Raw genomic sequence first — 13,575 nt, forward strand, 5'->3', positions numbered from 1 at the left:
TCCCGCCCTATCGTGGGGCCCGCGGGGGTCCGGCCGCGCCCCCCCCGCCGGCCCGCCACGCCGGTGGCGTTTCCGCGGGGCGCGCCGGCTCCGGAGTTGGTCGCCGGGGATACGCTGAGGCCCATGGGACCGTTCCTGCCGTATCTGGTCCTCGCGGCGTGCCTGGCGGCGGTCATGGGGCTCTTCACCTGGCTGGCGACGGTGATCCGCCGCCGGGGTGCCGCCGGTTCGGCCGTCCGGGCAGCCATGGCCTCCTACGAGGAGGCGTTCCAGGTGACGGCCCACGACGCGCACTACGAGATCCAGGCGCAGACGGAGCGCAAGATGCCCGTGATGTCGCCCGACGATCCATGGCGGCCCGGGCGCGAGGAACGCGACGCGGGGGCCTCCCGCCGCGTTCCGCCGAGGAGGCGGCCGCGCCGGCGGTTCGGCGGCCTGTGGCGCGCCCGCCGGCGGTGATGCCGCGCCGGCCCGGCCTTGTGTGCGCGGGCGGTCAGCGGCGCCGCAGCGACGGGTCGAGCAGCGCGGGCGGCGTGTCGAACTTCTCGTGTGCGGCGAGGTCGACGCCGGGAGCGACGATCGCGTCGATGGCATCGAGCACGTCGGCGGAGAGCACGATGTCCGCGGCGGCGAGCTGCGCGTGGAGGTGCTCCGGCGTGCGGGGGCCGATGATCGCGCTGGTCACGGCGGGGTGGGCGGTCACGAATCCGAGCGCGAGCTGAATCATCGTCAGGCCGGCCTCGTCGGCGACCCCGGCCAGCCGCTCCACCGCGTCGAGCCTGGCGCGATTGGAGGGAAGCGAGAGGTCGAAGCGTTGCGGCAGGAGCACCGAACGGCTGGTGGTGATCTCCCGGCCCTCGCGGACCGCCCCCGACAGCCAGCCCGAGGCCAGCGGGCTCCACGCCAGCACGCCGAGGCCGTACTCCTCGGTCACGGGCAGGACATGCGCCTCGATGCCGCGCTGGAGGATCGAGTAGCTGGGCTGCTCGGTGACGTAACGGCTCAAGTGGTTTTCCCGGGCGGCCCATTGCGCCTGCACGAGACGGTAGGCCGGGAAGGTCGAGGAGCCGAAGTAGCGGATCTTGCCCGCGCGCTGCAGATCGGTCAGGGCCGACAGCGTCTCCTCGTCGCTGGTGCGCGGATCCCATCGGTGGATCTGGTAGAGGTCGACGTGGTCGACACCGAGGCGGCGCAGGCTGTCGTCCAGCTCGGTGACCAGCCAGCGGCGCGAACCGCCCTGGTGGTTGCGCTCGTCGCCCATCGGCATGCTCGCCTTCGTGGCCAGCACGATGTCGTCGCGGCGGCCGGCGATGGCCTTGCCGACCATCTCCTCCGACTGGCCGCCGCTGTACATGTCGGCGGTGTCGATGACGTTGATCCCGGCATCGAGGGCGGCGTCGACGATGGCGGTGGCCTCGTCCTGGGTGGTGCGTCCGATGGCGCCGAAGTTCATCGCGCCGAGCGCGAGGGAGCTGACCTGCACACCGGTGCGGCCCAAGGTGCGGTACTGCATGACCGTGTCTCCTTTGGAGCGGCTTGGTTGTAGGTCCCCTGCTCTGACATGATCGAGCAAGCGGAACCTTGTTCCGTTAACGATACGGAACGACGTTCCGCTTAGCAAGGCCGGTATGGAGGGACGCGGTGGTGAACGACGGCGACAACGGCGCGGAGCAGGCGGCACGCCCCAAGCGGGCGGACGCCCGGCGCAACAAGGAGACCCTGCTCGACGCGGCCGCCGCGATCTTCGTCACGGCGGGCGTGGAAGCGCCGGTGCGCGACATCGCGGCCAGGGCCGGTGTCGGGACGGGCACGATCTACCGCCACTTCCCCACGCGGGCGGACCTCATCATCGCCGTCTACCGGCACCAGGTCGAAGCCTGCGCCGAGGCCGGTCCGGCCCTTCTGGCGGCCGGTGCGGCTCCGTACGCCGCACTGGCCCAGTGGATCGACCTCTTCGTCGACTTCCTGGTCACCAAGCACGGACTCGCCGCGGTACTGCATTCCGACAACGCCGACTTCGACACCCTGCACGCCTACTTCCTCGACCGGCTCGTGCCCGTGTGCACCCGGCTCCTCGAAGCCGCGGCCGCCGCCGGCGAGATCCGCACCGACGTGGACGCGTACCAGCTCATGCGCGGTGTGGGGAATCTGTGCGTCGGCGCGGAGAGCGATCCCCGCTACGATCCGCGCCTGCTGGTCGGGCTCCTCATCGCGGGGCTGCGCCTGCCGCGGGGCTGATCCTGGACGGCGGCCTCGTTCCGTGTCGAGAAACCGCGGCCTGCTCCGTCCCCGGGGTGAAGGCGGCCACAATGGGTCGCACCTGCACCGAGGAGAAACACGATGGCCAAGTACCTGCTGCTGAAGCACTACCGCGGCGCTCCGGCGGCGGTCAACGACGTGCCCATGGACCAGTGGACGCCGGAGGAGATCTCGGCGCACGTGCAGTACATGAACGACTTCGCGGCCCGGCTGGAGGAGACCGGCGAGTTCGTCGACGGCCAGGCGCTCTCCCCCGAGGGGATGTTCGTCCGGTACGACGGGGAGGGGCGACCGCCGGTCACCGACGGCCCGTTCGCCGAGACCAAGGACGTCATCGCGGGCTGGATGGTGATCGACGTCGACAGCCACGAGCGCGCCCTCGAACTGGCCGGGGAGTTGTCCGCCGCCCCTGGGGCCGGTGGGAAGCCGATCCACGAGTGGCTCGAACTGCGGCCGTTCCTGACCGCGCACCCCACCATCACGGAGTGACGTCGCCGATGGACGAGGCCCTGCTCCGGAGCCTCACCCCGAGCGTGCTCGCGATCCTCGTCCGCCGCGGAGCCGATTTCGCGGCGGCCGAGGACGCCGTGCAGGACGCGCTGGTCGAGGCGGTCAGGGTCTGGCCGGCCGATCAGCCACGGGATCCGAAGGGCTGGCTCGTCACCGTGGCCTGGCGCCGGTTCCTCGACGCGGCCCGGTCCGACGCCGCCCGCCGCCGGCGCGAGGACCTGGTCGAAGAGGAGCCGGCTCCCGGGCCCGCGCCCGCGGTGGACGACACGCTCCGGCTCTACTTCCTGTGCGCCCACCCGTCGCTGACGCCCTCGTCGGCGGTCGCGCTCACGCTGCGCGCCGTCGGCGGGCTCACCACCCGGCAGATCGCGCAGGCCTATCTGGTGCCGGAGGCGACCATGGCGCAGCGCATCAGCCGTGCCAAGCGCACCGTCTCCGGCGTGCGGTTCGACCGGCCCGGCGACGTCGCCACCGTGCTGCGCGTCCTGTACCTGGTCTTCAACGAGGGCTACTCCGGCGACGTCGACCTCGCCGCCGAGGCGATCCGCCTCACCCGGCAGCTCGCCGCCGTGATCGACCACCCGGAAGTGGCGGGCCTGCTCGCCCTCATGCTGCTCCACCACGCCCGGCGCGCCACCCGGACCGCGCCCGACGGCAGCCTGGTGCCGCTCGCGGAACAGGACCGGGGCCGGTGGGACACCGAGGCGGTCGCCGAGGGCATCGCGATCCTGCAGGCGGCCCTCGCCCGCGACAGACTGGGCGAGTTCCAGGCGCAGGCCGCCATCGCGGCGCTCCACGCGGACGCACGCACCGCCGAGGAGACCGACTGGGTGCAGATCGTCGAGTGGTACGACGAACTCGCGCGCCTCACCGACAGCCCGGTCGTCCGGCTCAACCGCGCGGTGGCCGTCGGCGAGGCCGACGGACCACGTGCCGGCCTGGCGGCGCTCGCCGCCCTGAGCGACTCCCTGCCCCGCCATGCCGCGGTGGCGGCGTACCTCCACGAGCGGGACGGCGATCTCGCGACGGCGGCACGGCTGTACGCCGAGGCGGCCCACAAGGCGCCCGACCTCGCCGAGCGCGATCACCTGACGCGCCAGGCCGCCCGGCTCAACGCAGGCTTGCGTCGCTGACGGATCGGCGCCGGCCGGGCGCCTCGTCCGCCGCCTAGGGCTGGGGAGAGACGGGACACGACTCGTCCGACTGCGTCTTCGTCCATCCGTCGCCGAGCACCTGGACATTGCTGTGAGCGGAGGAGTGCAGCGCCCCGGCGGAGGGGGCTCCGTCGCCGCCGCTCCCACTCGCCTCCTTGGGGAGCGCGCGCGTCGGCGAAATCGCAGGGGCCATCGTGCACGCCAACTGCCGCATGGCCAGGTGGCTGAACGGCGGGACGTCGTTGGGGAGCCGGATGGAGAGGGTGTTGTCGCCGCCGAGCGTCACTTTCGGTGTGGCTCCAAGGCGGGGCAGCTCCGTGGAGGCCGTCGCGGACTCGTCTGTGGTCGGTCCGTCGAACAGCGAGCCCAGGACGGCCCCGAAGTCCCCGGGGGCGCCGATCTTGCGCGGATAGGGCGCCAGATCACCGTTGCGCAGGAAATAGAGGTAAGCGACAGTCGGCTCCGCGGCCATCACATCGGGAGAGGACATGCCGCTTGCCGCCGGCCCGGCCTGGATGACGTCGGACGGGGGGACGCCGCACGCCGCCAGCGTGAGCGCGGCCGTGAGCCCGACCAGCAGCGCCGATACGCGCGTGCCCTTCACCGGGCACCCGCCGTGTCGGCGCAGGTGTCGGCGTCGGATGTCGCGGAGTCGCGGTGCAGGGGGAGTTCGACCGTGAACGCCGCCCCGCCCCAGGGCAGGTTCGTCGCACTGACGCGTCCCCCGTGCAGATGCACGTTCTCCGCCGTGATGGCCAGGCCCAGCCCGCTGCTCTCGCTCCTGGTCCGTGTGGTGCTCGCCTTGTAGAAGCGCTCGAAGATGTGCGGCATGGCCTCCTCGGCGATGCCGGGTCCGCTGTCGGTCACCTCGATGACGGCCCACGTCACGTCCGTTCGCTCCTTCCGCACGCTCATGGTCAGCCGCACCGGCGGCGCTCCGTGGCGTAGCGCGTTGCCGATCAGATTGGCCATGACGACGTCGAGCCGGCGCGGATCGACGCGCGTTCTGAGCACGCCCGGTCCCGGCAGGTGGGTCTCCACCTGGTCCTGCCACCCCCGGGAGGAGAGGGTGTGCCGTGCGGACTCGGTCAAGTCGACCTCGTCCAGGTTGAGTTGGACCGCGCCCGCGTCGAAGCGGGAGATCTCCATCAGGTCTTCCACCAGCCCGCTCAGCCGGATGGTCCCCTCGCTGATGAGCCGCAGCGCGTCGCGGGTCTCCTGGTCGAAGCGCAGGGCGTTCTCGTCGAGGACGTCGGTGAGCGCCGCCATCGCCGTCAGCGGCGTCCGCAGTTCGTGGGAGACGTCCGCGGCGAAGCGGCGCGCCTGGGCCTCCATGCGGCGCAACTCGGTGACGGACCGCTCCAGCGCCGCCGCCGTGTCGTTGAAGGACTGCGAGAGATCGGCCAGTTCGTCGGAACCGTTGACGGCCAGCCGGACGTCGAGGTGCCCCTCGGCCATGCGGCGCGTCGCCCGGCGCAACGCCCGCACGGGACGGAGCACACCACTCGCGGCGAGCAGCGCCAGCACGACGGCGAGGCACAGTGCCACCAGGGTGGCGCGCTCGATGCCGCTCACCATCGCCTCGACGTAGCCCTGTTCGGCGTCCTGCGGTACCACCAGGTACAACACCAATCCCGAGAGCCGGCGCTCCTTGGCCTCGGGGCTGAGGTAGGTGACCGGCATGCCGACGACGAGACAGGGCCGGCCGTCGGCATTCACCCGCTGGAACACCGCGGCGCGTGTCGTCCGCACGGACCGGAGCAGTTCCGGGCTCAGCCTGTTGAAGTCCGCACTCGGCGAGCCGGCGCGAAGGCTCCCGTAGGTGGCCAGCACCCGCCAGTCCGGCGACTGGCCGGCGCGGCGTACCTGGTTCACCCACCCCTGCAACGCCTGCTGGTCCGGCGCCGGGGAAGTGGAGGCGGCCACGTCGTTGACACTTTTCCGGAACTGCTGGATGACGGAGTCCTGGCTCTGCTGGAGCACCCCTGTGCGGGCTTCCCGGAAGGCGAGGGCGCCGGTGCTCAGCGCGCTGGCCACGGCCACCAGGGCGAAGGCGACCACCAGGCGGGCGCGCAGCCCGCGCAGCGGAAGGGGGATGCGCGCCAGGAGCGCGCGGAAGAACCGCACGGGCCCTGGGCCATGCCGAGCCGAGGTGCGGCCGCTCACGAGGAACCGAAGCGGTAACCGAAGCCGCGTACGGTCTGGATGTACCGGACATCCCCGCCCGGCTCACCGAGCTTGCCGCGCAGTCGCTTCACGCAGGCGTCCACGAGCCGTATGTCGCCGTGGTAGCTGTGCTCCCAGACCGCTTCCAGCAACTGCTGGCGGCTGAAGACCTGGCCGGGTGAGGCCGACAGGGTCAGCAGCAGCCGGAGCTCGGAGGGGGCGAGCAGGACGGGTTCACCGCGGTGCGTCACCACGAGCCCGGCCCGGTCGATGACCAGCTCGCCGTGCGACTCCGCCCGGGGCCGGACGCCGTCGGAGAAGGACGCGTCCTGCCTTCGCAGTACCGCGCGTATTCGCGCGTCGAGCACCCGGGCCTGCACGGGCTTGACCACGTAGTCGTCGGCGCCGGCCTCCAGGCCCACGACCACGTCGATGTCCTCGCCCTTGGCGGTCACCATGATGATCGGCACCTGGTCGCGGTCCCTGATCCGCCGGCAGACGTCGAGGCCGGACATGCCGGGAAGCATGAGGTCGAGCACCACCACGTCGGGGCGGAAGGGGCGGAGCTGCTCCAGTCCCTCTTCACCCGTTCCGGCGGCCAGGACATTGTGGCCCTGATGCCGCAGCGCCAATTGGACGGCGTTACGGACATCCGGGTCGTCTTCGACAATAAGGACTCGCGACACTTCGACAGTGTACGCAGACCGCTTTCGGTGACCTTCTTGCCGAAGGGCCCCTCTTGGGACCTGTTACAGAAGGGTCATAGAGAGAGCTACTCGTTATATTTTCGTGACTATCCGAACCTATGGCGATCATTTGAAATGACCAGTTTGAGCTGCCATGTATTCGGCACGAGAGCGGGAATCCGCACCGCCCATTCATAGCGCCGCGGTCTCCCACCATGGCCGTCGGCAGGGCTCGTCCCACCGCGCCGGCCGCCGTCGGACGTCCCACCGCCGAGGCCGTCCGCGCCGCCGGGGTGGGCGTTATCTGGTCATGGCGCTGGTGGCCGTCGGCCTGCTCGGCTCCGCCGCGTTCTTCCTGGGCGGCGGGCGAAGCGACGCGTCGGGCGGTTCCCCGCGTCCACGGAGCGTGGTGCACGTCACCCACTCGCCCACGCCCACGCCCACCCCGACTCCGACCCCCACGCCGACCCCCACCCCCAGTCCCAGCTCCACGGTGATCCACGTTCCGGCGACGGGTCCCGGGACGTTCGTCACCGCGCGAGCCGGCGGCGCGAAGGTCGGTCGCGGTGCGCATCTGATCCGCTACGCGGTGCAGGTCGAGACGGGGCTCGACATCTCGCCGGACCAGGCGGCGGAGGAGATCGCCGACATACTCGCCGCCCCCCGGGGCTGGACGCACAGCGGGAACAACTCGTTCCGGCTGGCGGGCGCGGGGGAGTCGTACGACCTCATGATCAAGATCGCGACACCGGGGACGGCTGACGCCCTGTGCTGGGCGGGGATCCACCAGAGCACCCACGGCGAGTACAACTGCGAGATTCCCGGCGGGGTGGTGGTGAACCTCAAGCGCTGGGTCAAGGGATCGCCCACCTTCGACGGCCCCATCCATGACTACCGGGCACTGATCATCAACCACGAGATGGGGCACTCCCTGGGCCTCACGCACATGACCTGCGCGGGTCCCGGACAACTGGCCCCGGTCATGATGCAGCAGATCAAGGGTCTGCACGGATGCATCGCCAACGCCTGGCCGTACGACAGGCACGGCCGCTACGTCTCCGGGCCGCACGTGCCGTGAACCGCGACCGGCCCTTTCACGCCGTTACAGCTCGGTCATGAGTTGGGCCAGGGGCCATGAACTGCAGTCGCCACTCTGAACTCGATGACAGCCCCTGGCCGTCAAGGCCGCCAAGCCGTCAGGCGCTCACGGTGCCGTGTCCCCGGCGCGCCGGTGCTGTCGGTGTGGGCAGCACACCTCTCTCCCGAATCTCCTGATTCTCTCGATCGGATGGAAACGCATGTCTGGATCCCGCACTGCTCGGAAACTCGCCGTGGCGCTGAGTCTGCTGCCGCTGCTGGCTGCCTGCGGCGCCGAGAAGGCATCCCAGTCGGCGGGTGGCGGGAAGGTCTCGGCCGGGTCGTCCGGGCAACTCGACGTTCCCGCCGACGCCGGCGAGGACCTCAAGAAGCAGTACGTCATGGAGAACGCGATCGCGGCCTGCATGAAGAAGCAGGGGTTCGCCTACACCCCCGACCCGCCCGAGGATCCCGCGTCCTCCTGGGCCAATGACGGCGCGGACTACGAACTGACCAAGAAGTTCCGGCAGAAGTACGGCTTCGGCTACGCCGCGGCCGCGGTCTATCCCGACGACCCCCAGTCGCCGTTCAGCAGGGCGGCGGCGCAGGAGCCCTCGGCCAACGCGAAGTACATCGCCACGCTCACTCCCGAGCAGAAGACCGCCTACGACAAGGCGCTGGGAGCCCCGCCGGACGGGAAGGCGTCCGGCGGCGGTGGCAAGGACTGGACCGGTTGCCAGGGGGAGGGCAACAAGGCGGCCTACGGCTCCGCGTCGGCCCAGGACCGGGGTGCCGAGACCGCGGCTCGGAACCAGGCGAACGCACAGGCACTCAACGGTGATCCGAAACTGGTCGGCCTGGCGCAGTCGTACGCCTCATGTCTGAGGAAGGACGGCATCCCCGTCACGACCACACAACCGACCAGCATCGGGGAGATGGTGAAGCTCCAGGCCGCCGGCTCCACCCCCGACGGCATCGGTGGCGCCGCCGTGGACGGGACCTCCCGGGAACCCATGAGCAAGGACGAGGCTCTGCCGCTGCTCACCAAGGAAATCGACATGGCGATGAAGGACCTGGCCTGCGGCAAGGACTTCCGGGCCGCCTACTTCCCGAAGTTCCTGAAGGCCCCGGGGTCCACCGGCAACGGGTGAGGCGGCACCGGCGCCGGGGCCGCCCGGCGCGAGCGGAGTCCCGCGATTCCGCAACTCCCCCCGGCTTGTGGAGAACACCCGCTTTCGCGATCGAATGGAAGAGAATGTCTGGATCCCGCGCTGTTCGCAAACCCGTAGCGGTGAGTCCGCCGCCGCACCTGGAGTGCGGCGAGGACTTCCGGGCCGGAGGTGCCAGATGAGGCGGCGCCGAAATCGTGAGACCAGCCGTCCCAGGCAGCTGGGGATCATCGTCGCCGCGGTGGGGCTGGTGGGCGTGGGCGGTTGGTTCGCCGGGTCGCAGATGCAGTCGCCTGCGGACGCGGCCGCCGCTCACCGGCCGCCGAAGGCCGGACCGGTCACCGCCGCGGTCGAGCGGCGGTCGCTGACCGCGAGCGTGGTCGCCCAGGGTTCGGTGGAGTTCGCGTCACCGCAGAGTCTGGCCCTGGCCGGGCCTGTCGGCCCGCCGGATTCCGGCTCCGGGGGCTCCGGGTCCACCGACGAGGTAGTCCAGCGGGTCACCAAGGCTCCGGTCGCCGGGTCGGAGGTGAGGGAGGGCGACGTGCTGATGCAGGTGAGCGGGCGGCCGGTGCTGGTGCTGCGTGGATCCGTGCCGATGTACCGAACGCTGGGTCCCGGCACGTCCGGGGACGACGTCAAGCAGCTCGAACAGGCCTTGATCCGCCTCGGCATCAACTCCGGCGGTACGAGCGGGCAGTACGGGCAGGGGGACGCCGCGGCGGTGAGCCGCTGGTACAGGAGCAAGGGCTTTCACGCGCAGGAGCCCGGTGTCGCGGACAAGCAGCAGCTGGGAACGCTCGAAGCGGCTGTGACCACCGCGCAGCAGGCCCTCCTCGCGGCACAAAATCCCGGCGGCGACTCCCAGGGGACCGACGGTGCCGGCGGCACGGCCGGCGGTACGGGTGGCGAGGAGGGAAAGCTCCAGCTCAAGGCGGCACAACAGCAGTTGGACGCGGCCAACGCCGCGCTCTCCGCCTTCCAGGCCGGCTACGGAACGAAGATCGCCGCGGGCGAGCTGGTGTTCCTGCCGGATCTGCCGGCCCGGCTGGACAAGGTGTCCGTGAAGATCGGTGACACCCCGTCAGGACCGATCGGCACGGTGACCAGTTCCAAGGTCGTGGTGCAGGCCGTGGTGCCGGGCAACGATGCCAAGTTGCTCCACAAGGGCATGACGGCGCAGGTGGAGACCCCCGACGGCAAGAAGGTGGCGGGGGAACTGGTGGCACTCGGCGACGATGTGCCGAAGAACGACGCGGGGGACGGCAGCACGGACACGGCGGGTACGTCGGGTGGCGGCGGGAGCGGAGACGCCTCGGCTCCGGTGCCGGTGCAGATCTCCATCCCGTCGGGGGAGCTGACCAAGAACGCCAACGGGTCCGCGAAGGTGACCATCAAGGTGGGCTCGTCGCACGGCGAGGTGCTGACGGTGCCCATCGCCGCGCTCCGCACATCGGCCGACGGCCAGGCCAAGGTGCAGGTCGAGCGGGGCAGCACCGTGGTGAACGTCCCCGTCAAGGCAGGTCTGTCCGCGGACGGGCAGGTCGAGGTCACACCGTCCGGTGACGCCCTGAAGGTGGGCGATCGCGTGGTGGTCGGGCAATGACCGGCCTGCCCGGGCCCGTCGAGCCCGACGCGGACACGGTCATCCAACTGGTCTCCGTCGACCGGACCTTCGACTCCGAACCGCCGGTGCACGCCCTGCGGGACGTGAACCTGACCGTCCGGCGCGGCGAGCACCTGTCGATCGTCGGCCCGTCCGGCTCCGGGAAGTCGACGTTGCTCAACACCCTGGGACTGCTGGACCGCCCCACGTCGGGGTCGTACTGGCTCGACGGGGTCGAGACCAACACGCTCGGGGACCTGGAGCGCACCTCGCTGCGCGGCAGCCGGATCGGATTCGTCTTCCAGTCCTTCCACCTGCTGCCGTACCGGACGGTGGACGAGAACGTCATGCTGGCCGAGGCCTATCGCCGGCCGCGCCCCGGGCGCGGCCGTGCCGGGCGTCGCACCAGGGCCGGGGAGGCGCTGGAACGGGTGGGCCTGGCACACCGGGCCGGCTTCCGGCCGGACCGGCTGTCCGGTGGGGAAAGGCAGCGTGCGGCGATCGCCCGGGCGCTGATGAGCGAGCCCGCCCTGCTGCTCTGCGACGAGCCGACCGGCAACCTGGACAGCGAGAACACCGAGTCGGTGCTGGACCTCTTCGGCCAACTGAGCGAGCAGGGCATGACCCTGGTCGTGATCACCCATGAGGAAGCGGTCAGCAAGCGGGCCGACCGGCGCGTGAGGATCAGCGACGGACGGCTCACGGAGGAGAACCGATGAGAGCCCGACTCCGAGCCAGAGCACGCGTCCTCGAACTCGCGGCCCCGGCGCGGCAGGCGAACCCGCCGATCACCGTGCCTTCCCCTGGCGGGCGGCACACCGCCCGCCGGGGGCGTGCACGGCGCCGCGGTGCCGGGAACCGGGGCATCGAGCGTCCCTGGATGGACTTCAGGGACCTGTGGACCGAGGCTCTGGCGGGGGTGCTCGCCCGCCCGATGCGATCCGCCCTCACCACACTGGGCACGGTCCTCGGCATCACCACCCTGGTCATCACCATCGGGGTCTCGGCCACGGCTGGGAACCAGATCGTCGGCCGCTTCGACGCCCTCACCGCCACCTCGGTCACGGTGGTGGTGCCCCCGCCGCCCCCGTCGGCCGACCCCGTCCCGCTCGTGGACTGGCCGGGCGTGGACGCGGTCCGGCGACTGGCCGGGGTCGAATCGGTGGCGGCGATCGCCGACTCCCAGGCGACCGCGAGCGTCCAGGTGCGCGCGAACGACGTGGTGGCCCCCGGGGACGTCACCGGCCAGACCATGGCGGTCCTCGCCGCGTCCCCGACGCTGCCCGCCGCCGTGCACGGCACGATGACCGCCGGGCGTTTCATCGACGACGGCAACATCGCCCGGCACGACCGGGTGGCGGTGCTCGGCGACCAGGCCGCACGGCTCCTCGGCATCAGCTCCGTACAGGACTCACCCGCGGTCTTCCTGAAGGGGCAGTCCTACACCGTGATCGGGATCCTCGGCGGCGCCGAGCGGGAGCAGCAGCTCGCCGCGTCGGTGATCCTGCCGCCCACGACCGCCGAGGACCGGCTGGGTCTGGGGACGGTGACCCGGGTGCTGATCAACACCGCGCTCGGCGCGGCACAGCAGGTCGCCCACCAGGCACCGATCGCGCTGGCCCCCGGAGCCGAGGACGCACTCACCGTCACGGCGCCGCCGGACCCGGCCAAGGCGCGCAAGGGCGTACAGGGCGACGTCAACGGCCTGTTCCTGGTGCTCGGACTGGTCTCCCTGGTGGTCGGAGCCATCGGCATCGCCAACGTGACGCTGGTGACGGTCATGGAGCGGATCGGGGAGATCGGCCTGCGCCGCGCCCTCGGCGCCTCGCGACGGCAGATCGCCGGCCAGTTCCTGGTGGAGTCGACGACGATCGGACTCCTCGGCGGCGTCATCGGCGCCGTCCTGGGCATGGTCGTGGTGGTCGCCGTCTCCGCCATCAGGGACTGGACTCCGGTCCTGGACGTCCGGCTCGCCCTCGGAGCCCCGGTCGCCGGCGCCCTGGTCGGACTCCTGGCCGGTCTCTACCCGTCACTGCGGGCCTCCCGCATGGAGCCGGTCGACGCCCTGCGCTCCTGAGGGACCCGCCGCTCGGCGGGCCGGACCGATGTGGGCGGCGTGCCAGACGAATGAGTAGAGGACCAGCCCCAGTGCGATGCCGAGGCCGCCGCCGGTGACGATGCGTCGCAGGAGGAGCTCGGTCGATTCCACGCCGTCCCCCTCAAGGGCGCGCGGCACGGCACCCATGCCGCATGCCGTGACGAGCGCGAAGATCACCGCGCTCCGTGCCCGGCTGCCGAGAATCAGGCCGGGAGCGAGAGGCACGGGTACCGCGCCGCGCAACTTGCGGCGAATCCAGAATCCGATGACCACAAGGCCGGCGACGCTGCTCACGTACTGCAGGAACCGGAGCACGTCGAGCCCGCCGATGACGGGGGTCCGCATGAAGGAGAAATGTTCGTCGACGAACATTCCGTAGTGCGTGAAGGAATCCCAGACCAGGTGGGTGACGACGCCGATCAGGGCAGAAATCGAAGTCCACAGCGCACGCCGGGCCGCGCCGCCCCATCCGCCTCCATAGCCGGGGGCTTCACGTAGTCGTGCGGCAAGCTTCGGCACCATCGCGAGCACGGGCCGCTTCGCCAGCATGTACAGGAGGACCAACAGCAGCGCATACACCACATCGATCCCGATACCCGGGAAGGAATGCGTATAGGTGAGGTTGAAAAACGGTTCCCACCACACCGGATGATCGGCCTTGATCCCGGTGAATTCGGCTACGTCAGGCGCAACGGAGCCCATGACCAGCGCAGGTATCACCAAGGGGTGCCTGGCCACCATCACGACGGCGGCTGGATGGGACAGGGTAAAGGGCATGAGGACGCAGGCTCTCTTCAGACGGCTGACGGGGCCCGTGACGGGCATGGGTACGAGGAATTCGCGCGGTCTAACG

At 71.0% G+C, this 13,575-nt stretch carries 14 protein-coding genes; 9 read left to right on the forward strand and 5 right to left on the reverse strand.

Annotated elements, in window-relative coordinates:
- The first annotated feature begins 123 nt into the window (after nt 1-123).
- A complete protein-coding gene (locus tag ACFWVC_RS28015; protein WP_384292405.1) occupies nt 124-459 on the forward strand; it encodes a hypothetical protein in 336 nt (111 codons plus the stop codon).
- 34 nt (nt 460-493) lie between these two features.
- On the opposite strand, the gene ACFWVC_RS28020 is transcribed toward ACFWVC_RS28015, so the two are convergent.
- On the reverse strand, nt 494-1,513 hold the full coding sequence (locus ACFWVC_RS28020) for an aldo/keto reductase (protein WP_384292411.1): 1,020 nt from the start codon (nt 1,511-1,513) through the stop codon (nt 494-496).
- Between the two features lie 131 nt (nt 1,514-1,644).
- Here ACFWVC_RS28020 and ACFWVC_RS28025 point away from each other — a divergent pair, with 131 nt between their 5' ends.
- The 3 genes from ACFWVC_RS28025 (at nt 1,645) to ACFWVC_RS28035 (ending at nt 3,902) form a co-directional block, all read left to right on the forward strand.
- Nucleotides 1,645-2,238 carry a TetR/AcrR family transcriptional regulator gene (locus ACFWVC_RS28025; protein ID WP_384292617.1) on the forward strand — a complete coding sequence of 198 codons (594 nt, stop codon included), beginning with the start codon at nt 1,645-1,647 and terminating at the stop codon, nt 2,236-2,238.
- A gap of 102 nt (nt 2,239-2,340) precedes the next feature.
- On the forward strand, nt 2,341-2,748 hold the full coding sequence (locus ACFWVC_RS28030) for a YciI family protein (protein ID WP_384292418.1): 408 nt from the start codon (nt 2,341-2,343) through the stop codon (nt 2,746-2,748).
- A gap of 8 nt (nt 2,749-2,756) precedes the next feature.
- Nucleotides 2,757-3,902 carry an RNA polymerase sigma factor gene (locus ACFWVC_RS28035; RefSeq protein WP_384292622.1) on the forward strand — a complete coding sequence of 382 codons (1,146 nt, stop codon included), beginning with the start codon at nt 2,757-2,759 and terminating at the stop codon, nt 3,900-3,902.
- 34 nt (nt 3,903-3,936) lie between these two features.
- Here the strand turns inward: ACFWVC_RS28035 and ACFWVC_RS28040 are convergent, their stop codons facing one another.
- Genes ACFWVC_RS28040 through ACFWVC_RS28050 form a run of 3 tightly spaced genes read right to left on the reverse strand, consistent with a single transcriptional unit; the run spans nt 3,937 to nt 6,775 of the window.
- The gene (locus ACFWVC_RS28040; RefSeq protein WP_384292422.1) at nt 3,937-4,527 is read right to left on the reverse strand and encodes a hypothetical protein; all 591 of its coding nucleotides are present in this window, start codon (nt 4,525-4,527) and stop codon (nt 3,937-3,939) included.
- Nucleotides 4,524-6,050, reverse strand: coding sequence for a sensor histidine kinase (locus ACFWVC_RS28045; protein ID WP_384292429.1), 1,527 nt, complete (start codon nt 6,048-6,050; stop codon nt 4,524-4,526). Before ACFWVC_RS28045 ends, ACFWVC_RS28040 begins: the two co-directional genes overlap by 4 nt.
- Nucleotides 6,051-6,085: 35 nt before the next feature.
- Nucleotides 6,086-6,775, reverse strand: a complete 690-nt coding sequence (locus ACFWVC_RS28050) for a response regulator (RefSeq protein ID WP_384292437.1) — start codon at nt 6,773-6,775, stop codon at nt 6,086-6,088.
- A gap of 310 nt (nt 6,776-7,085) precedes the next feature.
- On the opposite strand from ACFWVC_RS28050, the gene ACFWVC_RS28055 reads away from it, so the two are divergent.
- The 5 genes from ACFWVC_RS28055 (at nt 7,086) to ACFWVC_RS28075 (ending at nt 12,701) form a co-directional block, all read left to right on the forward strand.
- The gene (locus ACFWVC_RS28055; protein ID WP_384292442.1) at nt 7,086-7,853 is read left to right on the forward strand and encodes a DUF3152 domain-containing protein; all 768 of its coding nucleotides are present in this window, start codon (nt 7,086-7,088) and stop codon (nt 7,851-7,853) included.
- 220 nt (nt 7,854-8,073) lie between these two features.
- Complete coding sequence (locus ACFWVC_RS28060; protein WP_384292447.1) at nt 8,074-9,003, forward strand: hypothetical protein; 930 nt, start codon at nt 8,074-8,076, stop codon at nt 9,001-9,003.
- 196 nt (nt 9,004-9,199) lie between these two features.
- Nucleotides 9,200-10,624, forward strand: a complete 1,425-nt coding sequence (locus ACFWVC_RS28065; protein ID WP_384292450.1) for a Tat pathway signal protein — start codon at nt 9,200-9,202, stop codon at nt 10,622-10,624.
- Nucleotides 10,621-11,343: an ABC transporter ATP-binding protein gene (locus ACFWVC_RS28070; RefSeq protein ID WP_384292452.1), complete on the forward strand. Its 723-nt coding sequence runs from the start codon at nt 10,621-10,623 to the stop codon at nt 11,341-11,343. Before ACFWVC_RS28065 ends, ACFWVC_RS28070 begins: the two co-directional genes overlap by 4 nt.
- Nucleotides 11,344-11,504: 161 nt before the next feature.
- A complete protein-coding gene (locus ACFWVC_RS28075) occupies nt 11,505-12,701 on the forward strand; it encodes an ABC transporter permease (protein ID WP_384292455.1) in 1,197 nt (398 codons plus the stop codon).
- On the opposite strand, the gene ACFWVC_RS28080 is transcribed toward ACFWVC_RS28075, so the two are convergent.
- A complete protein-coding gene (locus ACFWVC_RS28080) occupies nt 12,654-13,499 on the reverse strand; it encodes a DUF4184 family protein (protein ID WP_384292458.1) in 846 nt (281 codons plus the stop codon). The two genes, ACFWVC_RS28075 and ACFWVC_RS28080, sit on opposite strands and share 48 nt — an antisense overlap.
- Nucleotides 13,500-13,575 lie beyond the last annotated feature (76 nt).

The sequence above is a fragment of the Streptomyces sp. NPDC058691 genome (genome assembly GCF_042714775.1).
Lineage (GTDB): Bacteria > Actinomycetota > Actinomycetes > Streptomycetales > Streptomycetaceae > Actinacidiphila.